25 protein-coding genes are annotated in these 24,152 nt (G+C 64.9%); 11 read left to right on the forward strand and 14 right to left on the reverse strand.

Annotation, left to right across the window (positions count from 1 at the left end; genetic code table 11):
- Positions 1-78 precede the first annotated feature (78 nt).
- The 3 genes from ppsA (at position 79) to AC56DV_RS28960 (ending at position 4,040) form a co-directional block, all read left to right on the forward strand.
- On the forward strand, positions 79-2,508 hold the full coding sequence (gene ppsA, locus AC56DV_RS28950; protein WP_496317664.1) for a phosphoenolpyruvate synthase: 2,430 nt from the start codon (positions 79-81) through the stop codon (positions 2,506-2,508).
- A 148-nt stretch (positions 2,509-2,656) separates the two neighbouring features.
- Complete coding sequence (locus AC56DV_RS28955) at positions 2,657-3,082, forward strand: NfeD family protein (RefSeq protein ID WP_496317665.1); 426 nt, start codon at positions 2,657-2,659, stop codon at positions 3,080-3,082.
- 34 nt (positions 3,083-3,116) lie between these two features.
- Entirely contained in the window at positions 3,117-4,040 is a 924-nt protein-coding gene (locus tag AC56DV_RS28960) for an SPFH domain-containing protein (RefSeq protein ID WP_496317666.1), read from the forward strand.
- A 6-nt stretch (positions 4,041-4,046) separates the two neighbouring features.
- Here AC56DV_RS28960 and AC56DV_RS28965 read toward each other — a convergent pair whose 3' ends face one another.
- The 5 genes from AC56DV_RS28965 to AC56DV_RS28985 form a co-directional block, all read right to left on the reverse strand.
- Positions 4,047-4,661 carry a hypothetical protein gene (locus tag AC56DV_RS28965; protein WP_496317667.1) on the reverse strand — a complete coding sequence of 205 codons (615 nt, stop codon included), beginning with the start codon at positions 4,659-4,661 and terminating at the stop codon, positions 4,047-4,049.
- An 8-nt stretch (positions 4,662-4,669) separates the two neighbouring features.
- Positions 4,670-4,837 (reverse strand): hypothetical protein, encoded by a 168-nt coding sequence (locus tag AC56DV_RS28970; RefSeq protein ID WP_496317668.1) that lies wholly within the window; start codon positions 4,835-4,837, stop codon positions 4,670-4,672.
- A 139-nt stretch (positions 4,838-4,976) separates the two neighbouring features.
- Positions 4,977-5,267 (reverse strand): DUF1330 domain-containing protein, encoded by a 291-nt coding sequence (locus AC56DV_RS28975; protein ID WP_496317669.1) that lies wholly within the window; start codon positions 5,265-5,267, stop codon positions 4,977-4,979.
- A gap of 10 nt (positions 5,268-5,277) precedes the next feature.
- Positions 5,278-6,006, reverse strand: a complete 729-nt coding sequence (locus tag AC56DV_RS28980) for an SDR family NAD(P)-dependent oxidoreductase (RefSeq protein ID WP_496317670.1) — start codon at positions 6,004-6,006, stop codon at positions 5,278-5,280.
- 93 nt (positions 6,007-6,099) lie between these two features.
- Positions 6,100-7,317 (reverse strand): MFS transporter, encoded by a 1,218-nt coding sequence (locus tag AC56DV_RS28985; protein WP_496317671.1) that lies wholly within the window; start codon positions 7,315-7,317, stop codon positions 6,100-6,102.
- A gap of 124 nt (positions 7,318-7,441) precedes the next feature.
- Between AC56DV_RS28985 and AC56DV_RS28990 the strand changes: the two genes are divergently transcribed.
- From AC56DV_RS28990 to AC56DV_RS29010, 5 genes are all read left to right on the forward strand, one after another.
- Positions 7,442-8,356 carry a LysR family transcriptional regulator gene (locus AC56DV_RS28990; RefSeq protein WP_496317672.1) on the forward strand — a complete coding sequence of 305 codons (915 nt, stop codon included), beginning with the start codon at positions 7,442-7,444 and terminating at the stop codon, positions 8,354-8,356.
- A 46-nt stretch (positions 8,357-8,402) separates the two neighbouring features.
- Positions 8,403-8,840, forward strand: coding sequence for a DUF4259 domain-containing protein (locus tag AC56DV_RS28995; RefSeq protein ID WP_496317673.1), 438 nt, complete (start codon positions 8,403-8,405; stop codon positions 8,838-8,840).
- Complete coding sequence (locus AC56DV_RS29000; protein WP_496317674.1) at positions 8,837-9,286, forward strand: GNAT family N-acetyltransferase; 450 nt, start codon at positions 8,837-8,839, stop codon at positions 9,284-9,286. Before AC56DV_RS28995 ends, AC56DV_RS29000 begins: the two co-directional genes overlap by 4 nt.
- An 83-nt stretch (positions 9,287-9,369) precedes the next feature.
- Complete coding sequence (locus AC56DV_RS29005) at positions 9,370-9,903, forward strand: DUF1993 domain-containing protein (RefSeq protein ID WP_496317675.1); 534 nt, start codon at positions 9,370-9,372, stop codon at positions 9,901-9,903.
- Between the two features lie 24 nt (positions 9,904-9,927).
- A complete protein-coding gene (locus AC56DV_RS29010; protein ID WP_496317676.1) occupies positions 9,928-10,773 on the forward strand; it encodes an NAD-dependent protein deacetylase in 846 nt (281 codons plus the stop codon).
- Between the two features lie 15 nt (positions 10,774-10,788).
- Here the strand turns inward: AC56DV_RS29010 and AC56DV_RS29015 are convergent, their stop codons facing one another.
- From AC56DV_RS29015 to smpB, 3 genes are all read right to left on the reverse strand, one after another.
- Positions 10,789-11,328 (reverse strand): FlgO family outer membrane protein, encoded by a 540-nt coding sequence (locus tag AC56DV_RS29015; protein WP_496317677.1) that lies wholly within the window; start codon positions 11,326-11,328, stop codon positions 10,789-10,791.
- A complete protein-coding gene (locus AC56DV_RS29020; RefSeq protein WP_496317678.1) occupies positions 11,328-12,044 on the reverse strand; it encodes a hypothetical protein in 717 nt (238 codons plus the stop codon). The genes AC56DV_RS29015 and AC56DV_RS29020 overlap by 1 nt, the downstream gene beginning before the upstream one ends.
- 111 nt (positions 12,045-12,155) lie before the next feature.
- Positions 12,156-12,605 carry an SsrA-binding protein SmpB gene (gene smpB, locus AC56DV_RS29025; RefSeq protein ID WP_057157190.1) on the reverse strand — a complete coding sequence of 150 codons (450 nt, stop codon included), beginning with the start codon at positions 12,603-12,605 and terminating at the stop codon, positions 12,156-12,158.
- Between the two features lie 92 nt (positions 12,606-12,697).
- On the opposite strand from smpB, the gene AC56DV_RS29030 reads away from it, so the two are divergent.
- Both AC56DV_RS29030 and AC56DV_RS29035 read left to right on the forward strand, forming a co-directional pair.
- Positions 12,698-13,132: a type II toxin-antitoxin system RatA family toxin gene (locus tag AC56DV_RS29030; RefSeq protein WP_496317679.1), complete on the forward strand. Its 435-nt coding sequence runs from the start codon at positions 12,698-12,700 to the stop codon at positions 13,130-13,132.
- Between the two features lie 7 nt (positions 13,133-13,139).
- Positions 13,140-13,421, forward strand: a complete 282-nt coding sequence (locus tag AC56DV_RS29035; RefSeq protein WP_496317680.1) for an RnfH family protein — start codon at positions 13,140-13,142, stop codon at positions 13,419-13,421.
- A gap of 5 nt (positions 13,422-13,426) precedes the next feature.
- Here the strand turns inward: AC56DV_RS29035 and AC56DV_RS29040 are convergent, their stop codons facing one another.
- Positions 13,427-14,548: a sensor histidine kinase gene (locus AC56DV_RS29040; RefSeq protein ID WP_496317681.1), complete on the reverse strand. Its 1,122-nt coding sequence runs from the start codon at positions 14,546-14,548 to the stop codon at positions 13,427-13,429.
- A gap of 218 nt (positions 14,549-14,766) precedes the next feature.
- Here AC56DV_RS29040 and AC56DV_RS29045 point away from each other — a divergent pair, with 218 nt between their 5' ends.
- Positions 14,767-15,135, forward strand: a complete 369-nt coding sequence (locus AC56DV_RS29045) for a DUF899 family protein (RefSeq protein ID WP_496318498.1) — start codon at positions 14,767-14,769, stop codon at positions 15,133-15,135.
- 21 nt (positions 15,136-15,156) lie between these two features.
- Here AC56DV_RS29045 and AC56DV_RS29050 read toward each other — a convergent pair whose 3' ends face one another.
- From AC56DV_RS29050 to AC56DV_RS29070, 5 genes are all read right to left on the reverse strand, one after another.
- Positions 15,157-17,364, reverse strand: a complete 2,208-nt coding sequence (locus AC56DV_RS29050; protein ID WP_496317682.1) for a beta-glucosidase family protein — start codon at positions 17,362-17,364, stop codon at positions 15,157-15,159.
- A complete protein-coding gene (locus AC56DV_RS29055; protein WP_496317683.1) occupies positions 17,361-19,715 on the reverse strand; it encodes a GH36-type glycosyl hydrolase domain-containing protein in 2,355 nt (784 codons plus the stop codon). The genes AC56DV_RS29050 and AC56DV_RS29055 overlap by 4 nt, the downstream gene beginning before the upstream one ends.
- Before the next feature lie 15 nt (positions 19,716-19,730).
- Positions 19,731-21,083: an MFS transporter gene (locus AC56DV_RS29060; RefSeq protein ID WP_496317684.1), complete on the reverse strand. Its 1,353-nt coding sequence runs from the start codon at positions 21,081-21,083 to the stop codon at positions 19,731-19,733.
- 85 nt (positions 21,084-21,168) lie between these two features.
- The gene (locus AC56DV_RS29065) at positions 21,169-23,586 is read right to left on the reverse strand and encodes a TonB-dependent receptor (protein ID WP_496317685.1); all 2,418 of its coding nucleotides are present in this window, start codon (positions 23,584-23,586) and stop codon (positions 21,169-21,171) included.
- A 22-nt stretch (positions 23,587-23,608) separates the two neighbouring features.
- Positions 23,609-24,121 (reverse strand): gluconokinase, encoded by a 513-nt coding sequence (locus AC56DV_RS29070; RefSeq protein WP_496317686.1) that lies wholly within the window; start codon positions 24,119-24,121, stop codon positions 23,609-23,611.
- Positions 24,122-24,152 lie beyond the last annotated feature (31 nt).

Raw genomic sequence — 24,152 nt, forward strand, 5'->3', positions numbered from 1 at the left:
CTGCACGATGCTAAGAATAACAAGAATCAATATCGGCCAGCCTGCGTAAAGATTTCTATCATCAGTAAAGGTGTCACTATGACTAACGCAGCACTGAAGGAGCAGCAGAACGGCGATGCCGTTTATGTCGCTTCGTTTGAGAACTTGCGCATGACGGATGTCGAGTCCGTCGGCGGCAAGAACGCCTCCCTGGGCGAGATGATCAGCCAGCTGGCTGGCGCCGGGGTCCGGGTTCCGGGCGGCTTCGCCACCACGGCCCAGGCCTTCCGCGACTTCCTGTCGCACAGCGTTGCCGGCGGCAAGCCGCTGGCCCAGCGCATCGCCGACCGCCTGGACGGCTTGAACATCGACGACGTGCGCTCGCTGGCGCAAGCCGGCGCCGAAATCCGCCAATGGATCGTGGAAACCCCGTTCCAGCCTCGCCTGCAGGCTGAAATCGAGGAATTCTACGCGCGCCTGGTGGCCGATTCCGAAACCGAAATGTCCTTCGCCGTGCGCTCCTCCGCCACCGCCGAAGACTTGCCGGACGCGTCCTTCGCGGGCCAGCAGGAATCCTTCCTGAACGTGGTCGGCATTGAAAACGTGCTGGACGCCATGAAGCACGTGTTCGCTTCCCTGTACAACGACCGCGCCATCTCCTACCGCGTGCACAAAGGCTTCACGCACGCCGAAGTGGCGCTGTCGGCCGGCGTGCAGCGCATGGTGCGCTCGGACGTGGGCGCGGCGGGCGTGATGTTTACCATCGACACCGAATCCGGCTTCAAGGACGTGGTCTTCATCACCTCCAGCTACGGCCTGGGCGAAACGGTGGTGCAGGGCGCGGTCAACCCGGACGAGTTCTACGTGCACAAGCCGATGCTGGAGCAGGGCAAGTCGCCGGTGATCCGCCGCAACATCGGCTCCAAGCTGATCAAGATGGAATTCACCGCCGAAGCGAAAGCCGGCCGTTCCGTCAAGACCGTGGACGTGCCGATCGAAATGCGCAACCGCTACTCGCTGAACGACGAGGAAATCGTCGAGCTGGCGAAGTACGCCGTCATCATCGAGAACCACTACCAGCGTCCGATGGACATCGAGTGGGGCAAGGACGGCCGCGACGGCAAGCTGTACATCCTGCAGGCGCGTCCGGAAACCGTGAAGTCGCAGCAGAAATCGACCGACGCGCAGCAGCGCTTCAAGCTGAAGTCAACCGGCACCGTGCTGACCTCCGGCCGCGCCATCGGCCAGAAGATCGGCGCCGGCCCGGTCCGCGTGATTTCCGACCCATCCGAAATGGAACGCGTGCAGCCGGGCGACGTGCTGGTGGCCGACATGACCGACCCGAACTGGGAACCGGTCATGAAGCGCGCTTCCGCCATCGTCACCAACCGTGGCGGCCGTACCTGCCACGCGGCGATCATCGCGCGTGAGCTGGGCGTGCCTGCCGTTGTCGGCTGCGGCGACGCGACCGAGATCCTGAAAGACGGCACCTTCGTCACCGTGTCCTGCGCCGAGGGCGACGAGGGCAAGATCTACGACGGCCTGCTGGAAACCGAAGTGTCGGAAGTGGCGCGCGGCGAACTGCCGCCGCTGAAAACCAAGATCATGCTGAACGTGGGCAACCCGCAGCTGGCCTTCGATTTCCAGTCGGTGCCGAACGCCGGTGTGGGCCTGGCCCGCCTGGAGTTCATCATCAACAACAACATCGGCGTGCACCCGAAAGCCATCCTGGAATACCCGAACATCGACGCCGACCTGAAGAAGGCCGTGGAGTCGGTGGCGCGCGGCCACGCTTCGCCGAAGGCGTTCTACGTGGACAAGCTGGCCGAGGGCATCGCCACCATCGCCGCCGCGTTCTGGCCGAAGAAGGTGATCGTGCGCATGTCCGACTTCAAGTCGAACGAGTACAAGAAGCTGATCGGCGGTTCGCGCTACGAGCCGGACGAGGAAAACCCGATGCTGGGCTTCCGCGGCGCGGCGCGCTACCTGTCGGCCGACTTCGCCGGCGCATTCGAAATGGAATGCCTGGCCATGAAGCGCGTGCGCAACGACATGGGCCTGACCAACGTCGAGATCATGGTGCCGTTCGTGCGCACCCTGGGCCAGGCTGAGAAAGTGGTCAACCTGCTGGCCAAGAACGGCCTGCAGCGCGGCGAAAACGGCCTGCGCCTGATCATGATGTGCGAAGTGCCGTCGAACGCGGTGCTGGCCGACCGCTTCCTGGAGTTCTTCGACGGCTTCTCGATCGGTTCCAACGACCTGACCCAGCTGACCCTGGGCCTGGACCGCGATTCCGGCATGGAACTGCTGGCGGCCGACTTCGACGAGCGCGATCCTGCCGTGCAGGCGCTGCTGCAGATGGCCATCCAGGCGTGCCTGAAGCAGGGCAAGTACATCGGCATCTGCGGCCAGGGCCCTTCGGACCACCCTGAGCTGGCCGTGTGGCTGATGGAACAGGGCATCGAATCGATGTCGCTGAACCCGGACTCGGTCATCGATACCTGGCAGAAACTGGCAGCATTGCAATAAAACAAGTTGACGTAAGGGTGATTTGAGTTAGACTGGAGCTATTGGAACGTTTAGCAAAAAATCATCAAAACCTTACACATTGCAGCAAGAACCCTCGTCGCCTTCGCAGGCAGCGGGGGTTTTTTATTTTTCACAACGAGGAGGCATCATGTCTGACTGGAGCATGTGGCTATTGGCCGCAGGCGTGCTGGTGGTGTTGGAGTTGCTGACCGGCACCTTCTACCTGCTGATGATCGCGGTCGGGCTGGCGGCGGGCGCGGCGGTGGCGTTCGGCGGCGCGTCCGGGCCGGTGCAGACGGTGACGGCGGCGGTGGTGGGCGTGCTGGCCACCGGGCTGCTGTACCGCAGCAAGTACGGCAAGCGCAGTGGCGTGGACGCGGCGGTGGACCCGAACGTGAACATGGATATCGGCCAGACCGTCAGCGTGCCGGCCTGGCAGGACGGCACGGCGCGCGTGATGTACCGCGGCGCGCTGTGGGACGTGGAACTGGCGCCGGGCGCGTCCGCGCTGCCCGCGCCGGGCCTGTACACCATACGCGAAGTACGCGGCAGCCGGCTGATCGTCGGCGCCTGAACCCTGAAAGAACAGACAAAACGTGGAGAATCTTATGGAAATCGGCATCGGCAACGTCAGCTTCGTCATCTTCATCCTGGCGCTGGTATTCGTCTTCAAGACCATCAACGTCGTGCCGCAGCAGCACGCCTGGGTAGTGGAGCGGCTCGGCAAGTACCACGCCACGCTGGGGCCCGGCCTGAACATCGTGGTGCCCTTCGTGGACCGCATCGCCTACAAGCACGTGCTCAAGGAAATTCCGCTCGACGTGCCGCCGCAGGTCTGCATCACCAAGGACAACACGCAGCTGCAGGTGGACGGCATCCTGTACTTCCAGATCACCGACGCCATGCGCGCGTCCTACGGCTCGTCCAACTACATCGCCGCCATTACGCAACTGGCGCAGACCACCTTGCGCTCGGTGATCGGCCGCATGGAACTGGACAAGACCTTTGAAGAGCGCGAGCACATCAATACCGCCATCGTCAACGCCATCGACGAATCGGCCGCCAACTGGGGCGTGAAAGTGCTGCGCTACGAGATCAAGGACCTGACGCCGCCGACCGAGATCCTGCACGCCATGCAGGCGCAGATCACGGCCGAGCGCAGCAAGCGCGCGCTGATCGCCGCCTCCGAAGGCCGCAAGCAGGAGCAGATCAACATCGCCACCGGCGAACGGGAAGCGTCGATTGCGCGCTCCGAAGGCGAAAAGCAGGCCGCCATCAACCGCGCTCAGGGCGAAGCGGCCGCCATCACGGCGATTGCCGACGCCACGGCAGGCGCGCTGCGCGAAGTGGGCGCCGCCATCCAGTCGCCGGGCGGCTCGGACGCGGTGAATCTGAAAGTGGCCGAGAAATACGTGGAAGCCTTCGCCGAGCTGGCCCGGACCAACAACTCGCTCATCGTCCCCGCCAACCTGGGCGACATGAGCGGCCTGATCGCCACCGCGATGCAGGTGGTGAAGACGCAAACTAAATAGAAAGGGCTAAGCGTGAGATGTGCCCGCCACCCAATCGGAGACGAACGCGGTGTAGTCGCTGTAGATAAGTTCAATCGGATCAACACGCGCCTTTCGGCACATTTCGGGCAGCTCCAGCATGAACCGAGCATAGCGCAGTGCTATATGGTCGCCACCGGGCACGTCTCTCCTCTTCGATTCGCAGCTTAGCCAGTTGCGGACGTGCTTGATAACCGAGGTGGCGCTGCTGGCGTGAGCACGGATGTCCTGACCGGCAATGTCCGATATGAATTTCTGGTATCGATGCTGTTCGGTGTCCAGGATAAGCAGGCTCTTGTTTTTCTGGTTTGGACCACCGTACCGCGCCGCACCTATAAACACCCCCAGTTCCAGAGGCATGTTGAAGCGTGGCAGGCCGTTGACGCTGTCAAGTTCGGTTCTGGAGATGTCGTGTATTCCAAATCTCGATTCATATATTTGCCGGTTGATGTTCTCGAACCGGACGTCCCCGCTATTGACGTACTCAAGTGCACAGCGAGGGATAAAACCACAGTCGAATATGGCGAACACCAAGGCATTACGTAGCGGCTCGTACTCAGCGTCAAAAGGACAATTGATGAAGACGTTCGCCGCATAGTCCATCGGGCGGCTCAGGGCTTGTTCCGTTCAAGAATCACTGCTGCAACCGCTGCCCTGATCACCTCGGGCGGAATACGGCCGCGGCTTGGCGGAGGATGCACCCTCCGCTCGCCGGGGCGTTTTCTAAAGAGTTTGGCTATTTCGGCCTCTTCGCTTGTCTGCTGTTGTTTGCGTTTCATGATGAACCTCGCTTCCGCAACTATAGGAAATCCGGGTGAGTTTCATGATATACCTTTATTCAAACAGCTAAACGCGACGCACATTGATCTGCGTCAGACGCCAGGCGGGCTGCTTGTGTCCGGCCTGGCTCGGCTTCAGCTATAAGCCTTCAACGATGCGGAAGTCGCGTTCGGCGGCGTCACCCAAGGCTTCCAGCGCCGCCGCGTAGGCCGGGCTGTCGTACGCCTGGCGCGCCGCTTCAATGCTGGGAAACTCGATCAGCACGGTGAGCTGCTCGATGCCGTCTTCCTCCACCTGCGGCCGCTTGTTGAACACCAGCGCGCGGCCGCCGGCGGCCTCGATCGGCGCCTGCGCCAATTCCGCGTAGGCCTTCATTTTCGCCTGGTCCGAGATCGACCGGTAAGCGACTATCCAGTATCCTTTTTTCATGTTCTTCTCCTTACCATTTACCGTTGTGGGCGCCGCCGTCGACGCGCAGCACTTCGCCGCTGACTTGTTTGGCTTCCGTCAGATATACCACGGCATGGGCGATGTCCTCAACGCTGGCGGTGGAATTGTTCGGCGCCAGCGACTTGAGGAAGTCGGACGGAATGCCATTGGTCAGCGGCGTGTCGACAATGCCGGGCGCCACCACGTTGACGCGGATGCCTTGCGGCGCGAATTCGGACGCCAGGCTGCGGGTCACGGCTTCGATGCCGCCCTTGGTAATCATCGGCACGGCGGCGGTCAGGGCGCGGTTCGGACTGCCCACCAGCGTGCTGGAGATGCCGACGATGCTGCCGCCGCGCTCCTGCGCCAGCATCTGCTTGATGACCAGCTGGCTGATGTACAGGTAGCCTTCCAGGTTGGTGTGCGACAGCGCGGCGAAGTCGGCCGGGGTGTAGTCGAGGAAGGGCTTGGCGATGAAGATGCCGGCGTTGTTCACCAGCCCGTCGATACCGCCGAAGCGCTCCACTGCCGCCGCTACCACCTTGACGGCGGTGGCCAGCTCGCCGATGTCGCCATCGACCAGCGCCAGGTGGGCGGAAGGCTTGAACGCCTCGGACCGGCTGATGCTGCGCGAGGTGGCGACCACGTTGTAGCCGCGCGCCAGGAAGGCTTCGACGATGCCTGCGCCGATGCCTTGCGACGCGCCGGTGACGATGATGGTTTTTTGCTGTTGGGTCATGACTAGCTCCTGATGGATGGGCTGGGTTGTTGGTGAGAAGGACTTTACTTCCAACAACCATGCCGATAAAGATCGCGCCAGGAGCTACTGTTATTACATCGTGTAATGAATCGGCCGTGAGGCGCTGCGGCTTGCCAGGTATTCGGTCATCCAGTACAGCAGCGCCAGGCCGGGGAAGGCTGCGCCGGTCAGCAGGGCGGCGTGCCAGCCGTAGTTGGCGTAGACCCAGCCGCCCGCTGCCGAACCCAGTGCGCCGCCGGCGAAGAACAGCGCGAAGTACAGCCCGTTCAGGCGGCTGCGCAGTTCCGCCCCCAGGCTGAAGATGGCGCGCTGGCCCAGCACCAGGTTGGCGGCCACGCCCATGTCCAGTACGATGGAGGCCACCGTCAGCACGGCCAGCGCCACGTTGCGCATGGCCGGCGAGTCCGGCGCGAACAGCGGCAGCAGGAAGCCCGCCACGCCCAGCGCCAGCGCGGCGGCGGTGGCCATCAGCGTGTGGCCCGAGTCCGCCAGTTTGCCGGCGATGGGCGAGGCGATGGCGCCGGCCATGCCCACCAGCGCGAATACGGCCACGCCGCTTTGCGACAGGTGGAAGGCGGGCGTGGACAGCATCATCGGCGTCACGGTCCAGAACAGGCTGAAGGCGCCGAACAGGCCCGCATGGTAGGCGGCGCGGCGGCGCAGCACGGGCTGGCTCAGCAGCAGCTGCCACAGCGAGGTCATCAGCTCGCGGTACGGCACGGGCGCCGACGGCACGCGCTCGGGCAGCTTGCGGCGCAGCACGGCGGCCAGCACCACGGTGGCGACGGCGGCGCCGCCGAAGACCACGTGCCAGCTGCTGGCGTCCGCCACCAGGCTGGCCACGGGCCGCGCCAGCATGATGCCCATCAGCAGGCCGCTGACGACCTTGCCCACGGTCTGGCCGCGCGTGGCTTCATGCGACAGGTGCGCCGCGTACGGCACCAGCACTTGCGCGGCGACCGAACCCAGGCCGATGGCCAGCGCGGCGGCAAGGAAGGCCCAGGCGCTGGTGCTGGCGGCGGCGGCGGCCAGCGCCACGGCCGTGAACAGCAGCGCGCCCACCACCAGCTTGCGGTTCTCCAGCAGGTCGCCCAGCGGCACCACGAACAGCAGTCCCACTGCGTAGCCGGCCTGCGTCAGCGTCACGATCAGGCCGGCGGCTTGCGGCGACAGCCCGGTGGCGGCGCTGATCGGGCCCACCAGCGTTTGCGCGTAGTACAGATTGGCCACGATCAGCCCGCAGGCGATGGCCAGCAGCCAGACCATGCCTTTTGAAATGTCCTTGTTCATATGTGCCTCTCGGAATGGATATGCGATGAGGCCATTCTAGAGAGAAGTCATAAGAAGATAATTAGGGCATAATCCTCATACACTTTTCGGATTAATTGAACAATCAATGAGCAATGAGTGAACAATGGACCGCCTGAAAGCCATGCAAACCTTCGTCCGCATTGTGGAAGCGAACAGCTTCACCAAGGCGGCCGAAACGCTGAACCTGCCGCGCGCGGCGCTGACGGCCACCATGCAGAACCTGGAAGCCTTCCTCGGCACCAGGCTCCTGCAGCGCACCACGCGCCGCCTGTCGCTGACGCCGGACGGCGCCGACTATTTCCGCCAGTGCGTGGAGATCCTGGGCGCGGTGGAGGCGGCGGAAGCGAACTTTCGCGGCGCCAGCGCAGGCAAGCCGAAGGGCAAGCTGCGCATCGACTTGCCGGGCACGCTGGGCCGCCGCGTGGTGATGCCGCGCGTGGCCGAGTTCACGGCGGCGTATCCCGAAGTGGAACTGGTGCTGAGCCTGACCGACCGCATCGTGGACGTGGTGCAGGAGGGCATCGACTGCGCGCTGCGCGTGGGCCAGTTGCAGGACTCGTCGCTGGTGGGCCGCCAGATCGGCAGCATGCGTTTTCTCACGTGCGCCGCGCCGGCCTACCTGGAGCGCCACGGCGTGCCGCGCACCCTGGACGAGTTGCGCGCGCACCGTGGCGTGATCCACTTTTCCGGCCGTACCGGCCGCGCCTTCGACTGGGATTTCCAGGTGGACGGCAAAGTGATGAAGGTGGACATGGCGGGCGCCATCTCCGTCAACGACGCCGACGCCTATTTGAGCTGCGCCTTGCAGGGCCTGGGCCTGGCCCAGGTGGGCGCCTACCAGGCCCGCCCGCATCTGCAGGCCGGCGAACTGGTGCAAGTGCTGTCCGCGTGGCCGCCCACACCCATGCCGATTTCGTTGCTGTACCCGCAAGGCCGCATGGCCGCCCCCAAGCTGCGCGTGTTCGCCGACTGGATCGCCGGCCTGTTCCAGCGCGAGCCGGATTTCCTGTTGGCGTAGCGGTGACTGCGGGCGTATTATCTCGTCAAATTTTCAAAGGATTAATATGGGTACTTGGGCGGTGGACGCATTCGGCAATGACTTCGCGCTGGATTGGGCGCAGGATTTGCAGGAATCGAAGGACTTGTTCTTTATCGAGGATACGCTGAACAACGTGCTGTCGCCGGACAGCGCCGATTACCTGGAGGCGCCGTTCGGGGCCGAAGGGCTGGCGGCCATCGAGGTGCTGGCGCGCCTGTACGGCCAGCGCGGCACGGCGGGCGAGGACGACGAGAACACGGAGGACGTGGATGCCTGGGTGGCGGAGGTCAGCAAGAAGGCCGCCAGGCGCCGCACCGACCTGATCGAAAAATCGCAGCGCGCCATCGAACATATTCTGTCCGAACGCTCCGAGCTGCGCGAACTATGGCAGGACAGCGAGCACTATGAAGAATGGCGCGCGTCCGTGGAAGAACTGAAGCAGCGCATCAGCGCATCAATATGACTATAACCATACGTGCCGTTACCGAAGAAAACTGGGATTGGGTTTGCAATCTCGAATTACTGAAACACCAGGAAGATTATATTGCCAGCAATGCCTACTCGATTGCGCAGGCGAGTTTCTATCCCAACTTCCATACCCGCGCCATTTACAAGGAAGAAGAAGTTATCGGTTTCCTGATGTATGTGTCGATGGAAGAGGAAGGAGAGGCGCCAGGCAGCTATTCCATCTACCGTTTCATGGTGGACCGCCGCCATCAGGGCAAGGGTTATGGGCGCATCGCGCTGGGATTGGGGCTGAAAGAAATATCGTCGCGCGCCGGCGCAAAATTCATCTCCATTTCTTATAAGCCCGACAATAGTGCCGCGAAAGATCTGTATGCCAGCTTCGGTTTTGTGGAAACCGTGGTCGATAAGTGGGGAGAAATGAACGCATTGATAACACTGTAAAACGACGCTTGTGCTCAGAGATATTGCTATTGCCTCTCCACAATGGCAGAGTGTAGCTTGTCGTCAATAAAACAGAGATTATCGTGGGGACCACGCTTTACACGGCCAGCGTGCCGGTGTTCATACATTATCTGCAGCAGCTGCATGCCACGCTGCGCGTGGCCGAGAACCATGAGCGGCGCACCGGCCGGCCGCTGGTGCGCGTGGCGCTGGCCGAAGGGATGTTTCCCTTTGCCCAGCAAGTGACCACCGCGTGCAGCTTCGCCGTGCGCGCCTGCTGCCCCTTGCTGCAGGCCGACCTGCCGGTGCTGGGCGGGGGCGACCAGGACTGGGACCAGCTGCGCGCCCGCATTGCCGCCACCGTGGACTTCCTGGAGCAAGTGCCGGAAGACCGCATCGACGCGGCCGAGAACATGCAGGTGGTGACCACGGCCGGACTGGTGTCGCCGGTGTTTTCAGGGCGTGACTACGTGGTCTCCTACGCGCTGCCGAACTTCTTCTTCCACCTGGTGACCGCGCACGCCATTCTGCGCAGCCACGGCGTCCCCGTGGGCAAGGAAGACTTCGACGGCTATCACCAGTACCAGGCTGGTTTCAGCTTCCCGCAGGCGAAGTAAACCGCTTTCGGTTAGCATGGCCTCATGCAGATCTTTTCCGAACACGAAGCCCACGCAGGCGCCGAGGAGCTGGGCGCCTTCCTGGGACGCCACCGCAAAGTGCTGGTGCTGACCGGCGCCGGCTTGAGCACCGCCTCCGGCATTCCCGATTACCGCGACAAGGACGGCGTGCGGCGCGGCCGCGCGCCCGTGCAAGGACCGGAGTTCCGCCGTTCGGGCGCGGTGCGCCGCCGCTACTGGGCGCGCAGCATGGTGGGCTATCCCACGCTGGCGCAGGCGGCGCCGAACGACGGCCACCGCGCGCTGGCGGCGCTGGAGCATGGCGGCAGGGTGGCCACCGTCATCACGCAGAACGTCGATGGCCTGCACCAGCGCGCGGGCAGCCTTAACCTGATCGAACTGCACGGGAATATCCACGGCGTGGTGTGCCTGGCGTGCCGCGCGCAATACGCCCGCGCCGACATCCAGCAGCAACTGTTGCGCGAGAATCCGCAACTGGCCGATAGCGACGCCCAGCGGCTGCCGGACGGCGATGCGCAGCTGGAGCCGGAAGCGCTGGAGCACTTCCATGTGCCGCATTGCGCGCGCTGCGCCGGTGTGCTGCAGCCGGACGTGGTGTTCTTCGGCGACACCATTCCCAAGCCGCGCACCGAGGCGGCCCTGCACGCCATGGCGGACGCCGATGCGCTGCTGGTGGTGGGGTCGTCGCTGATGGTGTTTTCGGGCTACCGCTTCTGCAAGCTGGCCGCTGAAACGGGCAAGCCGATTGCGGCCATCAATGCGGGCGTGACGCGGGCGGACGATCTGCTGGCGCTGAAAGTCACCGCGTCCGCCGAACAGGTGCTGGCGCTGCTGGCCAGCCGTGCCTGAAGTTCAGTTCAGCGTTTAGTGCTGCATCAGCATCGAACGCACGATGCCTTCCTTGGCCAGCGCGAAGTCATGCGCCGCCAGCACGAAGTTGGTGTTGGGCTGGATGACTTTCACGTTCACGAACACCATGTCGCTGGTCTCCGCATAGGAACCCACCACGATGGCCTGCGCGTTGTGCGTCTGCGCCACCTGGCCGATTTCGCGGGTCAGCATCAGCTCGCCCTGGCCGCGCTTCAGGTACACGTTGTTACGCAGCTTCATCTCCACCATGTTCAGATTGCCCTGAGACAGGCGGGTGGAGATCTGCTCGGACACCAGGCGGCCCAGCGTGGTGGTCTGCTCCAGCGCGTCGATGTTGACCACGGTGGCCATGATCAGCGGCTTGTCCGCCAACAGCTTGCCGTTCAGCTGCGACAGCAGCATGTCGGCCGCTTTGTAGTTGGAGGCGATGAACTGGTTGGACGACACCGTGGCGTAGTTGGTTTCTTCCTTGGGCGGGGTGCTGGAACAGGCGCCCAGCAGCAGCAAGGCGCACAGCGGCGCGAGGTAGCGCATTATCGGTCACCCTTTACTTGGTACGTTTTAACGAGTCTGGATTCCGCCGGCACGTCCGGCGCAATGCCGTACAGCGAGCGGTCGTTGTCCGCCACGTAGTAGGCCGAGCTGCTGCGCGCGTAGTAGCGGTACTGGTCGGACACGGACACCGTCACCAGCAGCTCGGTCTGCGGCGTGACGCCGGACGTGAACTTGGAATGCTGGTACTGGTAGGCGTCGAAGGCGGCCACGCCTGCCAGCAAGCCCACCACGGGTTCCAGCGCGGTCAGCGCCAGCACGCCGGCGGTGAGGACGGTGGGTTCGCCGGGATAGCGGAACTGCTGGCGGCCCGGCGCAAAGGTATAGGCCTGCACGTCGATATCCACCTTGTACGAACCGGCCGGGGTGCGCGAGACGACATGGCCGCCGCGCACCAGCGCGGACACCAGCTGCGCGGCCAGCGCGCGCTGGAACGGCGAGGCCTGCGGCGCCGGCTCGGCGATGTAGAAGGGGCGCTGCGGGCTTTTCTTCAAGTCCGCCGCCAGGCCTTTTTCGATATGCTGGGCGATGGCCCCCCAGTGCGCGGCGGCCTGCAGCGTGTACTGGTTGGAGGTGGGGAAGTTGCTGGCGACCGGCGCCGGGCTGTACGGAGTCAGAGGAATCTGGGGTAGCTGCTGGCCCGCGCAGCCGGCCAGCAGTGCGCCGGATATCAGGATTGCTGCGGTTTTCGTCACCATGTTCTTCCTCGCCGTCGTTAAAGTATCTTGCCACGGCAGTTTACCATGGGAGTTTCTAGATAGAAACTAGATCGACGCGCCCACGGAAGGAAGTGGCACCGAAGTGACAAATTAACGACGGTGCTGTTTCATGGCGGAAGCCACTTCGCGCGAGGCGTCGCGGTCCTTCTCGGTGGCGCGCTTGTCGTGCTGCTTCTTGCCCTTTGCCAGGCCGATCTCGCACTTCACGCGGCCGCCCTTGTAGTGCAGGTTGAGCGGCACCAGCGTGTAGCCGGAGCGGGTAGCCTTGCCGATCAGCTTGTCCAGCTCGGCGCGGTGCAGCAGCAGCTTGCGGGTGCGCACGGCTTCCGGGCTGATGTGGGTGGACGCGGTGGGCAGGGCGCTGATATGGGCGCCGAACAGGAACAGCTCGTCGCCCTTGATGGTGACGTAGGCCTCCTTGATCTGCACGCGCGCGTCGCGGATTGCCTTCACTTCCCAGCCTTCGAGCACCAGGCCCGCTTCATAGCGGTCCTCGATGAAGAAATCGTGAAAGGCTTTTTTGTTATCGGCAATAGTCATGGGTGGTGGGTAAAACAGTGCGGGTCGGTTAAACTACGGTTTCGCCGCGCGCGGAGCGCGGATAAACCAACATCATAGCAAACGGTAACACAATGGCAGTAGTGCACAAGTCGGTTATCCTGGGCTACAGCGCAGAACAGATGTTCGAGCTGGTGGCCACGGTCGAAGATTATCCCAAATTTCTGCCTTGGTGTGGCGGCGTCGAAGTGCGCGAACGCGGCGAAAACACCGTGGTGGCCAGCCTGGCCATCCATTATCACGGCATCCACCAGAGTTTTACCACGTCCAACGTGAATACGCCGTCCACCAGCATGAAGATGACGCTGGTGGACGGTCCTTTCAAGACCCTCGACGGCACCTGGACCTTCAAGCCGCTGCGCGAGGACGCCTGCAAGGTCGAACTGGACCTGCACTACGAATTTTCCAGCCGCCTGCTGGAGCAGGTGGTGGGGCCGGTGTTCGGCATGATCGCCAATAGCATGGTCGATTCCTTCTGCAAGCGGGCCGACACGGTATATGGCGGCTGATCAACTCATGGGCCAAATGAACATCGAGGTGTGCTACGCCACCGACACGCTGCAGTTCCGCCGCGCGCTGCGGCTGGAAGCCGGCGCCACCATCCAGCAGGCGCTGGACGTGAGCGGCCTGGCGCTCGAAGTGCCCGGCATCGACCTGGCCGCGATGGCGGTCGGGATCTACGGCAAGAAGAAGACGCTGGACACCGTGCTGCGCGAGCACGACCGGGTGGAAGTCTACCGCCCGCTGATCGCCGACCCGAAGAATGCCCGGCGCCGCAAGGTGCGCAAGGCCGGGTAAAGTCTTCAGCGCGGAATGCGGGCCGTGAACACGGTGCCGTTCTGCGCGTCCGATTCCACTTCCAGCGTGCCGCCATGGCCAACCGTGATTTCGCGCGCAATGAACAGGCCCAGGCCGATGCTGCGGGCCGAGCGTCCGTTGCCGCCGTCGTCGCTCGGCAGGCGTACCAGCGGGTCGAAAATGGCCTGGCGCGCCTCGGGCGGGATCAGCTGGCCGTGGTTCTGCACCGTCACCACCACCGCATCCGGCTCGCCCACCGCCATGACCTTGACCGGGGCGCTCTGGTCGCGGTACTGGGCCGCGTTGTTCAGCAGGTTGGACAGCACCTGCTGCATGCGGTGCCGGTCGAAACGCGCCCGCAGGTCGCCCGAGGCGGAAAACTCGAACGGGCAGTTCGGATGCACGGCGCGCGCGTTCTCCAGCGCCGGCTGGCAAATCTCCGTCAAATCCATCATCTCGGCAGCAATCGGTATTTCGCCGTCCAGCTGCACGCGCGCGTACTCGAGCAGGTCGTTGACCATGGAAGTCATGGACGCCACGCCGCGCTGCACCTTCTTGCCCACTTCGCGGCTCTTGTCCAGATCGAGCGGGGAAGTGGCCAGGTAGGCGCCGGCCAGCGAGATGGTGGCGAGCGGGCTGCGCAAATCGTGGCCGAGAATGGCCAGGAAGGTGTCGCGCGCGGCGCCGGCCCGCTTTGAATAGGTGACTACCGATTCCGACAGGGCCTGGTCGATGGCCTCGTTGAAGCGCACCATGTCGCTGGCCGTGGTTTCCGTCACCGTGGACACGTGCGGCAGCCAAAGCCGCAGCACGGTGGCGCGCAGCGCGCGGAACTCAGCCGTCAGCTGGATCAGGGAAAAGCCGCTCAGCTGGCGCAGCGTGCCGTGGGTGGCCGCCGCGCTTTGGCCGAGCGCCTCGGGTGCCAGGCCGCGCGACTTTTCCTGCTGCTGATGCGGCGTTTGCGCCGTTTCTATTTCGGCCGCGATGGTGGTGAGGATCAGTTTTGCGTGGTCGCGCAACGCCAGCGAGGACATATGGATGGCCGATGGCTCCTGGGTGCGCGCGAACGCTTCCCACTCAGCGAGGATGCTCTCGAGGTATTGCGTGATAAACGGGGAGAGTCTCATGAAGGGGCCGGGGGGGCATTAGTAAAAGGGGAAACTTGCTTAGTACAAACCGATCATACCCCAGATATGTGGGACGGCGCACAGTGAACGCGGATGGGGCGGGGTAGGGGTAGGCAGATCGATAATGTTGCCGGGAAGCCCGCCATGACCCAGCCCAGACTCGCCGCCGACCTTGCCGCTGAAGCAGGCGGCAAGCCCTATCTGAACGACAGCGCCGAATACCGCACCGCGCTGCTGAAGGAGGAAATCGAACTGCGCCACCGTGCGCGCTGGCCGCGCTGGCCGCGCTGTTCGGCAAACACGACACGCTGGTGACTTACTTCTGGATGTACGGCCCGCGGCGCGAGCTCCCGTGTCCGATGTGCACCGCCTTTCTCGGTTTGCTGGACATCCCGGCGCGCGACATCACGCAGCGGGCGGCGCTCGCTGTGCTGGGGCGCTCGCCGGTGGAGCGCCAGCTGGCCTTTGCGCGCGATCCCGGCCAGGACCCGCGCCTTGCCCCCGATCCCACGCCGCTGTGGAATATCCTCGACCTCACGCCGGCGGGACGGGGCAGCGACTGGTATCCCAAGCTGGAATATCAGTAAGCACAACCGGGCCGTGCGGGGCTAACGCGCGCCCGCCGGGCGGCCCCGGACGTCCACGGCGTGCGCGGGAAGGCGAAGGCGGACGGTTGCTGCGGGCGCGTCGGAAGCGCTGGCCAGGATGAAGTCGTAGTCGCCCCCGGCAATGCGCCAGGTCTTGCTGGCGCTGTCGTACACGCCCAGCAGGCGCGGATCGATCGCCACAGTGGCGGTGCGGCTGGCACCCGGCTCCAGCGCGAACTTGTCCCAGGCGCCGAGGCGCTGCGGCGCCTCCCAGCGGCCATCCGCTGGAGCCACATACACCTGCGGCACAGCCTTGCCCGCGCGCGGGCCAGTATTGCGCACCGTGAAGCGGACCGAGACCGCGCCGTCCTTCAACTGGGCCGTCAGCCCTCCGTAGTCGAAGCTGGTGTAGGACAGGCCGTGGCCGAACGCGAACAGGGGCTTGCGGCCGGTGCGGTCGTGCCACTTGTAACCCACCGCCGCGCCTTCGATGTTGTAGTCGGCGCGCTGCCCTTCCGGCGGGATGGCGGGGCGCGGCAGCTGGTTCTCCGAGGCCGGGAAGGTGGCGGGCAGGCGGCCGGAAGGATTCACTTCGCCCGCCAGCACACGTGCTATCGCCACGCCGCCGCGCGTGCCGGGATACCAGGCCTGCAGCACGGCGCCCACGCTGCCCAGCCACGGCATGGTGACCGGGCCGCCCGTTTCCAGCACCACCACCGTGCGCGGGTTGGCGCGCGCCACGGCGGCAACCAGCTCGTCCTGCCCGTTCGGCAGCGACAGGGAAGGGGCGTCCACGCTTTCGGCGGTCCACTGGGTGGCAAACACGATGGCCACGTCGCTCGCGGCGGCCAGCGTGGCGGCGGCCGCGATGTCCTTGCCGTCCAGGTAGGCAAGGCGCGCCTTGCTGCGCGCGGCCAGGGCTTGCACCGGTGAAGACGGGTGGTACACCATGGGGCCGGGGAAATGCGCCGGGCCTTCGTTCGGCACCGCCATGCCGCCATGCGCGTGCACCTGCGAAGCGCCGCCGCCGGACAGCACGCCCTTGTCCGCGTGGCCGCCGATGATGGCGATGGAGCGCGTGCCGGCCGCGAGCGGCAGCAGCGCGCCGCTGTTCTTCAGCAGCACCATGGCTTCCTCGCTGGCCGCCTGCGTCACGGCCGCGTGTGCGTTGAAGTCGATGCCCGATTCCGGTTCGACGGCGACCGGGTGGTCCATCACGCCGTGCTTGAACATGGCGCGCACGATACGGTGCACCATGTCGTCCAGCCGCGCTTGCGGCACGTGGCGGTTGGTTACCGCTTCGCGCAGCGCGTCGCTGAAATAGGGGGATTGGTCGAACGGCCAGCCGGACTGCTGGTCCAGCCCCGCATTGGCGGCGGGGATGGTGGAATGCACCGCGCCCCAGTCGGACATCACGTAGCCCTGGTAGCCCCAGTCCTGCTTCAATACCTCATTGAGCAGGTAAGGGCTTTCGCAGGAGTACACGCCGTTCACGCGGTTGTAGGCGCACATGACGGATCCCGGATCGCCGCGTTCGATGGCGATCTGGAAGGCTAGCAGGTCCGACATGCGCGCGGCCGCGTCGTCCAGCTCCGCATCGACGGTGAAGCGGTTGGTCTCCTGGCCGTTGTAGGCGAAATGCTTGACCGTGGCGACAATGTGGTTGGACTGGATGCCGCGCACCTGCTCGCCCACCATGACGCCCGCCAGCAGCGGGTCTTCCCCGGCGTACTCGAAATTGCGGCCGTTGCGCGGATCGCGCATCAGGTTCACGCCGCCCGCCAGCATCACGTTGTAGCCGGACTGGCGCGCTTCCTTGCCTATCATGGCGCCGGCGGCATAGGCCAGCGCGGGATTCCAGGTGGCGGCGGTGGCCAGGCCGGACGGCAGCGAGGTGCGCTCGTACGGCCGCGCGGAACTGCTTTGCGTCGCCACGCCGATGCCGGCATCGGCCTGCCATTGCGGCGGCAGGCCCACGCGCGGCACGCCGGGCACGTAGCCCGCCGAGTCGCGCCGCGCCTCCTTGGGCGCGATATGGTTCTTCTTCTTGAAGTCGGTGGCGAAGTAGCCGAAGACGGCCTGGATTTTCTCTTCCGCCGTCATCGCCGCCACCATGCGGGCGGCGCGCTCGTCGGCGGTGGCAGCCGGTGGCGCGGCCTGCGCGGGGCAGGCCAGCGCCATGGCTGCGGCCGCGGCCGCGACCGTATCGAGTGCGCGCCCGGCCCTCATGCCGGAATGAACACGCTCAGGTTGTAGGTGGCGCCCGGAGCGATGTTGCCGATGTGGGCAGACGGCAGGAACTGGCCGGCATGCATCACCATCACTTCCTTCACATCCGTGCGGCGGATGTTGAGCACGAATTTCGCGCCCCGGAACATGCGCGTGACCTTGATGCCGTCCCACTCCGCCGGCAGCTGCGGGTTGATGCGCAGGCCGTCGGCATCGCCCTGCAGGCCGCACAGGCCTTCGATGAAGCAGCGGTAAGCCCAGGACACGGTGCCGGTGTTGAACAGCTGGCTGGAACGGCCGGCCTGCTTCGGATACTGGTGATACGCGCCGCGATAGTAGTTGGGGATGAACACCGGCAGCTGGCCGCGCTGCAGGTAGTCCGCCTCTGTCGGGCCGGGGATCATCTGGCGCAGCAGCTTGTAGGCGCGGTCTTTCTCGCCCACGGTGTACAGGCTATAGATATAAAACACCGCGGCGTGGTTGTACACGGCGCCGTTTTCGGCCGAGCCGGGATGCTTCTGCGTGACGCGGCCCACGTCCTCGCGCATGGCGCTGAAGGGCGGCGCGAACATGGCCACGCCGTACGGGGTGCTCAGCTGCTGGTCCACCTGGGCCAGCATCTTTTCCCGCTGCTCCGCGCTGGCGGCGCCGCCCAGGATGGACCACGCTTGCGGGTTGAGCCAGATGCGGCCTTCCTTGTCCTTCCTGGTGCCGAAGGTGACGCCGTCATCGGTGATGCCGCGCGAGAACCACTCGCCGTCCCAGAAGTGCTTGTTGGCGGCGGCGTTCACTTCGGCCGCGCCGGCGCGGTAGTGCGCAGCGCGCTCGCCGTGGCCCGCCTGGGCGCACATGTCCGCCCACAGGTTCAGCGCGTAGGCCGTGGCCACCGTCAGCCAGCCGGATACGCCTTTGCCCTTGTAGCCCACCATATTCATCGGGTCGCACCAGTCGCCCTGGGCGATGAAGCTCAGGCCGCGCTCGTCGCGCGCTTCCAGCAGCCAGTCCATGGCGCGCGAGATGCGCTCGAACACGGTCTGCTGCACGCCGTCTTCGCCGCGCACCACTGCGCGCAGCATGGCGTAGTCCGCCGTTTCGTCCAGATAGGTCTTCAGGCACACCGGCAGCCACACGCAGTGGTCGGTGTGCGGCACCTGGTTGATGTACTTCAGCTCCGCGCCTTCCACCAGCAAAATCCCGTCCGGCATGGCGCCGTTGGCCTCCTGCTGCGACAGCGCGTGCAGGAAGGCCGCGCGCGTCACCTGGGGCTTGATGAAGCTCATGCCCATATTGTCCTGCAGGTAGTTGCGGGTCTGCGGATCGGTGGTCAGGCGGTTCACGTCGCCGTGGTAGTAGACCTGGCGCGGCAGCCAGTTGTTGACGAAATTGTCCAGCTCCGGGTCCGGCGTTTCGATCTGCAGCACGCCACGGCCTTGCTCGATGTACCAGGCGTAGTCGCGCTTCGCTTCGGCGAAGCCGGACTGGCTCAGGTACTTGCCGCGCATGGCGCGGATTTCCGCGTCGTCGAAGGCCGGGCCGAAGATGAAGCGCAGCGCGCGCTCTTCTGCGCCGTCCAGCGTGAGGCGGTACTGCACGGCGGCGGTGGGCGTTTCGTAGCGCGCGTCGCCGCGCGCCAGCTCGTCCTGCCGCACGGCGGACGGCGCGTGCAGGCCGCCTTCGCCTTCGAACGCCTGCTGCATGGTTTCCCACGAGTCGGGCGGCGTCTCGCACAGGAAGTAGGTGCGGTCCTTGAAGAACTTGTTCTTGAAATAGTCGGCCACCTTCTGGTACGGCGTGACGCAGCTGGCCACCACGCCGCCCAGGTCCACGCGGTACTCGGCGGACTGGTTCATCCACGACATGTAGCCGATCGGGAAGTAGGGATAGACGCTGATTTTGCGCCGGCGGCCGGACAGGTTCACCACCTTGACCGACCACAGTTCCACCACGTCCTGCGTCGGCAGGCTGAGGGTCAGCTCGACGCGGATGCCGAGATGCTCCACGGTCCATTCGATGTCGCTCTTGCCGACCGAGAAGCGGAAGCTGTCCAGCGGCGCGCGCACCGGCTCGTACGGCGCGGAGAAGAACTCGCCGGTTTCCTCGTCCTTGACGTAGACGAAGCGGCCCGGATGATGGGCGTAGTAGTTCTGCTCCGGCTGCATGAAGGTCTTGGCCTCCAGGTTGGGCGCGTAGGCGTACTTGGCGGGTTCGGGCTGCATGAACTGCGCGGTGGCGTAGCCCCGGCAGGTCACTTGTATCATCATTTTCTGGTTCCACAGGAAACCGCCGGCCTTCGGCATGGCCGTGGGGCTGGTCAGTTCGTAGCGGTCGCCATCGTGGGTGGGGCGTAGCATGGGTATCTCCGGATTTCAGGTGGCCTTGCGGACGGCCAGTTCGGACTGGATCAGCGCCAGTTTTTGTTTGTCGAGGTTATAAAAGAACATCACGGCCACGGCCAGCGCGGCGAAGAAGGCCGGGATCAGCGACATCAGCCACACGATGCCGGCCTGCGAGCCGGTGGTCTGCGCCGCGTTGGGCACATAGCCCAGCGCCGTGAACAGGGAGCCGATCACCGCCACCGCCAGCGCGGTGCCGAGCTTCTGCGAGAAGGTGGCGGCGGCGAAGGTCATGGCGGTGGCGCGGCGGCCGGTGCGCCACTCGTTGTAGTCGGCGGTGTCGGCGTACATGGAGAACGCCAGCGGCGACTTGGGGCCGAGCACGAAGCCGAGCGCGATCTGCAGCGTGTACATCAGCCATACCTGGTCCTTGCCGACGAAGAAGAACGCGCTCGACAGCAGCGTGGTGCAGCCCATGAGGATGATGAGCAGCCTTTTCTTGTCCACGTAGCGCGTCATCAGCGGCGTGAGCGAGGCGCCCGCCGCAGCGGCCACCATGTAGGCCGGCACGAAAGTGGCCATCAGCTCGGGGCGGCCGACGTAGTACTTGAAATAGTAGATGGCGGTGGAGGTGCGCAGCGTGATGGTGATCATGATGATCAGCGCCAGGAAGAACAGCACCAGCCAGGGGCCGTTGCGGGTGAGGTCGCGGATGTCCTGCGCCACGTTGCTCTTTTGGGAGGCTGTCGGCGCGATGCGCTCGCGCGTGTTGAAGAAGGTGAGCGCGAACAGCGCCGAGGCGGCGATGCCCCAGGCCAGCATGGTCAGCTGCCAGCCCTGCTTGTCGTCGCCGCCGCCCAGCAGGCGCACCATGAAGGGCGTGGCGGCGGTCACCAGCGTGCTGCCGGCGAAGGCGAAGATGAAGCGCAGGCCGTTGATGGTGGAGCGTTCCTGCGGGTCGCCGGACATCACGCCGGACAGCGCGTTGTAGGGGATGTTAATGGCGGTGTAGCACACCATCATCAGCAGGTAGGTACCGTAGGCCCAGGCCAGCTTGCCGTCCTGGTCCAGGTCCGGCGTGGTGTAAGTGAGCACGGCGGCCGCGCCCAGCGGCAGCGCCATCCACACCAGGTAGGGGCGGAACTTGCCGAAGCGGGTGGTGGTGCGGTCGGCCAGGGCGCCGATCAGCGGATCGGTGAAGGCGTTGACGATCTTGATCATGAACAGCATGGAGGCCGCAGCGGCGGCCGAGATGCCGAATACGTCGGTATAGAAGAACAGCAGGAAGGTGGCGATATTGGTCCAATAGAAATTGAAACCCATATCGGCAATGCCGTAGCTGAACTTCTCGCGCCACGACAAGGGGGAATTGAGCACTACAGCCACGGATTGCTTTCGGTGATAGGGAACGATGCCGAGTTTAACGCGAACGCGCCGCCCCCGATTGATGGCGGGGGCGGCGCAAGCGCTATCAGAAGTCGGCGGTCAGGCGCACGCCGAAGGTGCGCGGCGCCAGGTACATCGCCTGCCATACCGGACGGTCGCTCGCTGCCGGCGGCAGGTTCACGATGTTGACGGTGGTCTTGATGTCCTTGTTCTCCAGGTTCTGCACGAACGCTTCCACCTGCCAGTGCTTGTCGCCGGCCGGCTTGTAGCGCACGGTGAAGTCGCTGCGGGTGTAGGCGCGCTGGCGGTCCGGCTCGCCGTCATTGAACACGTCCAGCCAGCTCGCGGTCTCGTAGTGCATATTGATGCGCGGCGAGATGCGGGCGCCGCTCTCCAGGTTGAAGTGGCGCTGGTAGCCAACGTTCAGCGAGAAATGCGGCGCGTGCGGCAGCTCGTTGCCCTTCAGGTCGCGCACCTTGGTGCCGTTCGGGCCGGGCAGGTTGTTGTAGCTGGAGTTGTTCGGGTCCGCCGTCAGCAGCGTATCCATCTCGGTGCGCTGGATCGCCATGGCCACGTTCAGCGTGTCCACCGGCGTCACGCGCGCGGTCAGCTCGCCCTCGAAGCCCTTGGCCGTCGCGCCCTTCGCGTTGGCCGTCAGCAGGAAGCTGGCGCCGTTCGGGAAGGTGGTCGGCACCGAGATCTGGTAGCCCTTGAAGTCCGCGTAGTAGAGCGACGTGGCCCAGGTGACTTTGCCGCCCATCAGCTTGCCCTTGGCGCCCAGCTCGTAGCTGGTCAGCGTTTCAGGCGCGGTGTGCACGCCGCCGTCGGTCAGCACGCCCGACTTGTAGCCGGTGCTCACGCTGGCGTAGGCCATGATGTCCTTGGTCACGTCGTAGTCCGCCTTCAGCAGCCAGGTCGGCTTGCTCCACTTGTGCTGGCCGTCGTTGTTCAGCGCCGGCTTGCCGTCCGGGCCGATCACCGATGGATTGGGCACGAAGCCCACATTGCGCGGATCGTCCTGCGCCGTGATCGGCAGGCAGGGCTTGCCGTTGGCCGGCTGCGTGGTCGGGCAGTAGAAGTTGGTGCCGCCGCGGTTGTGCTTCTCGTCCCAGGTCTTGCGCAGGCCGCCGGTGAGGCGGAAGGTCTCGGCCACGTTCCACGTGTTCTGCGTGAAGAAGGCGTGCGACTTGGTGTCCTGGTTGGGCTGCACGAAGCTGTTCTGCGTCAGCGCCGGCCAGCCGCAATTGGTGCAGCCGTAGCCGGCTTGCGTGCCGGACCATGCCGGCTGGTCCAGGCGGATGCCGGCCTTCTCGTGGAATACGTACGCGCCCACCAGCCAGTCCACCGTCTTCTTGCCGGACGACTTCAGGTTCAGCTCGGCGCTGGCGTTGGTGTAGTGCTCCCAGTTGATGCGCGTGTTGCGCAGCACGCCGCCGGTCGTATTGCTGGTCGGGACGGTGTAGCCGCCGCGCGCGTCGAACTGCATGGCGCCGTCGGTGCGCTGGGCGCCGGCGATGAAGGCCAGGTCGATATCCTGGTTCACGTTCCAGTCGGTGCGGGTGCGGATGGTGTCGACCTTGCGGTGCAGATAGGGCGCGATCTGGATCAGCGCGGACCACAGCTTCTGGCCCGGACGCGGCTCCTGGTTCAGGTTCATGGACGGCGTGCCGTCGTCGCGGAAGGTCTCGAAGGACAGGTCGGTGCGCAGGCTGCTGTTCGGCTGCCAGGCGGCGGAAATGCGCAGCGCCTTCTGGTCCTGCGCGTTGTACTTGTCGCCGCTGGTGACGAAGGCGTTCTTGTCCAGGCCCGGAATGTTGGGCGGCTGCTGGTAGTCCACGTAACCGTCGTGCGACTCGCCGGCATAGGCCACGCGCAGCGCGAACTGCTCGGTGATCGGCAGGTTGTACATGAAGCGGGTGCCGGTGCGGTTGTAGTTGCCCAGCGTGATCTCGGCGCTGCCCTCGGTCATGCCGAACTTCGGCTTGGCGCTCACCATGTTCACCGCGCCGGCGGTGGAGTTGCGGCCCCACAGCGTGCCTTGCGGGCCGCGCATCACCTCCACGCGGTCCATATCGTAGAGCAGGGCAGTGGCGCCTTCCGCGCGCGGCGAGTAGACGCCGTCCACGTAGACCGACACTTCCGGGTCGGCCTGTTCGGTCTTGGCGCCGTCGTTGCCGATGCCGCGCATGGTCAGCAGCAGCACCGCGTGGTCGCCCTGGCTGGTGGCCTGGAAGCTGGGCGACAGGTGCGTGAGGTCCTCCAGGTTCTTCACGTGCGCGTCGTCCAGCGCCGCGCCGCTCAGCGCGGTGACGGCCAGCGGGGTTTTCAGCAGCGAGGTGGAGCGCTTGGTGGCGGTGACGATCACCTCGGCCACGTTGCCGTTGTCGGCGGCCTTGGCTGCGGCTTGCGCGGCCTGCGGCTCATCCGCCGCGTAGGCGCTGGAAATGTGGGCGGCCATGGCGACCAGCGAAGTGGTCAGGATCTTGTTGCGGGTAATAAGCATCGTGTCTCCGTTGAGGATTTAGTTATGGATTGCTGTTGAGGATGTCGCTGATGAGCTGCGCCGGCTCCCTGCGGATATCCAGCGTGATGCCTGCCTCGCCCGCTTGCAGCGGCTCCAGCACGTTCAACTGGCTGTCCAACAGGGACAGCGGCATGTAGTGGTTGATGCGGGCCAGCATGCGGGTGGCGATCAGTTCGCGGTCGCCGCTCAGGTGGGCGAAGCGCAGTTGCGGATCGCCCTCGCGCAGCAGGTCGCGGTAGCGGCGTTTCAGTGCCGAGCAGGACAGGACCAGGCTCTCGCCGCGTTCGCGCGCGTTGCGGATCTCCGCCATCAGCTGCAGCAGCCACTCGGCGCGGTCGGCGTCGTTCAGCGGCGTGCCGGCCGACATCTTGGCCACGTTGGCAGGCGAATGGAAGGCGTCGCCCTCTAGGAACCTGGCGCCGATCGCCTGCGCCAGGCGGCTGCCGACGGAACTCTTGCCACAGCCGCAAACACCCATCACCACCCAACGGGTCGGTTTCGTTTTTTTAGTCATATCCAGTCCTGTTTGGTAGCGCTATCTGTTA

The sequence above is a fragment of the Massilia sp. BGA-UO-ETr-WB1 genome (genome assembly GCF_059567845.1).

Coding starts and splice junctions, on each gene's coding strand:
- ppsA (WP_496317664.1), top strand. CDS start 79: ATGACTAACGCAGCACTGAAGGAGCAGCAGAACGGCGATGCCGTTTAT.
- AC56DV_RS28955 (WP_496317665.1), top strand. CDS start 2,657: ATGTCTGACTGGAGCATGTGGCTATTGGCCGCAGGCGTGCTGGTGGTG.
- AC56DV_RS28960 (WP_496317666.1), top strand. CDS start 3,117: ATGGAAATCGGCATCGGCAACGTCAGCTTCGTCATCTTCATCCTGGCG.
- AC56DV_RS28965 (WP_496317667.1), bottom strand. CDS start 4,661: ATGGACTATGCGGCGAACGTCTTCATCAATTGTCCTTTTGACGCTGAG.
- AC56DV_RS28970 (WP_496317668.1), bottom strand. CDS start 4,837: ATGAAACGCAAACAACAGCAGACAAGCGAAGAGGCCGAAATAGCCAAA.
- AC56DV_RS28975 (WP_496317669.1), bottom strand. CDS start 5,267: ATGAAAAAAGGATACTGGATAGTCGCTTACCGGTCGATCTCGGACCAG.
- AC56DV_RS28980 (WP_496317670.1), bottom strand. CDS start 6,006: ATGACCCAACAGCAAAAAACCATCATCGTCACCGGCGCGTCGCAAGGC.
- AC56DV_RS28985 (WP_496317671.1), bottom strand. CDS start 7,317: ATGAACAAGGACATTTCAAAAGGCATGGTCTGGCTGCTGGCCATCGCC.
- AC56DV_RS28990 (WP_496317672.1), top strand. CDS start 7,442: ATGGACCGCCTGAAAGCCATGCAAACCTTCGTCCGCATTGTGGAAGCG.
- AC56DV_RS28995 (WP_496317673.1), top strand. CDS start 8,403: ATGGGTACTTGGGCGGTGGACGCATTCGGCAATGACTTCGCGCTGGAT.
- AC56DV_RS29000 (WP_496317674.1), top strand. CDS start 8,837: ATGACTATAACCATACGTGCCGTTACCGAAGAAAACTGGGATTGGGTT.
- AC56DV_RS29010 (WP_496317676.1), top strand. CDS start 9,928: ATGCAGATCTTTTCCGAACACGAAGCCCACGCAGGCGCCGAGGAGCTG.
- AC56DV_RS29015 (WP_496317677.1), bottom strand. CDS start 11,328: ATGCGCTACCTCGCGCCGCTGTGCGCCTTGCTGCTGCTGGGCGCCTGT.
- AC56DV_RS29020 (WP_496317678.1), bottom strand. CDS start 12,044: ATGGTGACGAAAACCGCAGCAATCCTGATATCCGGCGCACTGCTGGCC.
- smpB (WP_057157190.1), bottom strand. CDS start 12,605: ATGACTATTGCCGATAACAAAAAAGCCTTTCACGATTTCTTCATCGAG.
- AC56DV_RS29030 (WP_496317679.1), top strand. CDS start 12,698: ATGGCAGTAGTGCACAAGTCGGTTATCCTGGGCTACAGCGCAGAACAG.
- AC56DV_RS29035 (WP_496317680.1), top strand. CDS start 13,140: ATGGGCCAAATGAACATCGAGGTGTGCTACGCCACCGACACGCTGCAG.
- AC56DV_RS29040 (WP_496317681.1), bottom strand. CDS start 14,548: ATGAGACTCTCCCCGTTTATCACGCAATACCTCGAGAGCATCCTCGCT.
- AC56DV_RS29050 (WP_496317682.1), bottom strand. CDS start 17,364: ATGAGGGCCGGGCGCGCACTCGATACGGTCGCGGCCGCGGCCGCAGCC.
- AC56DV_RS29055 (WP_496317683.1), bottom strand. CDS start 19,715: ATGCTACGCCCCACCCACGATGGCGACCGCTACGAACTGACCAGCCCC.
- AC56DV_RS29065 (WP_496317685.1), bottom strand. CDS start 23,586: ATGCTTATTACCCGCAACAAGATCCTGACCACTTCGCTGGTCGCCATG.
- AC56DV_RS29070 (WP_496317686.1), bottom strand. CDS start 24,121: ATGACTAAAAAAACGAAACCGACCCGTTGGGTGGTGATGGGTGTTTGC.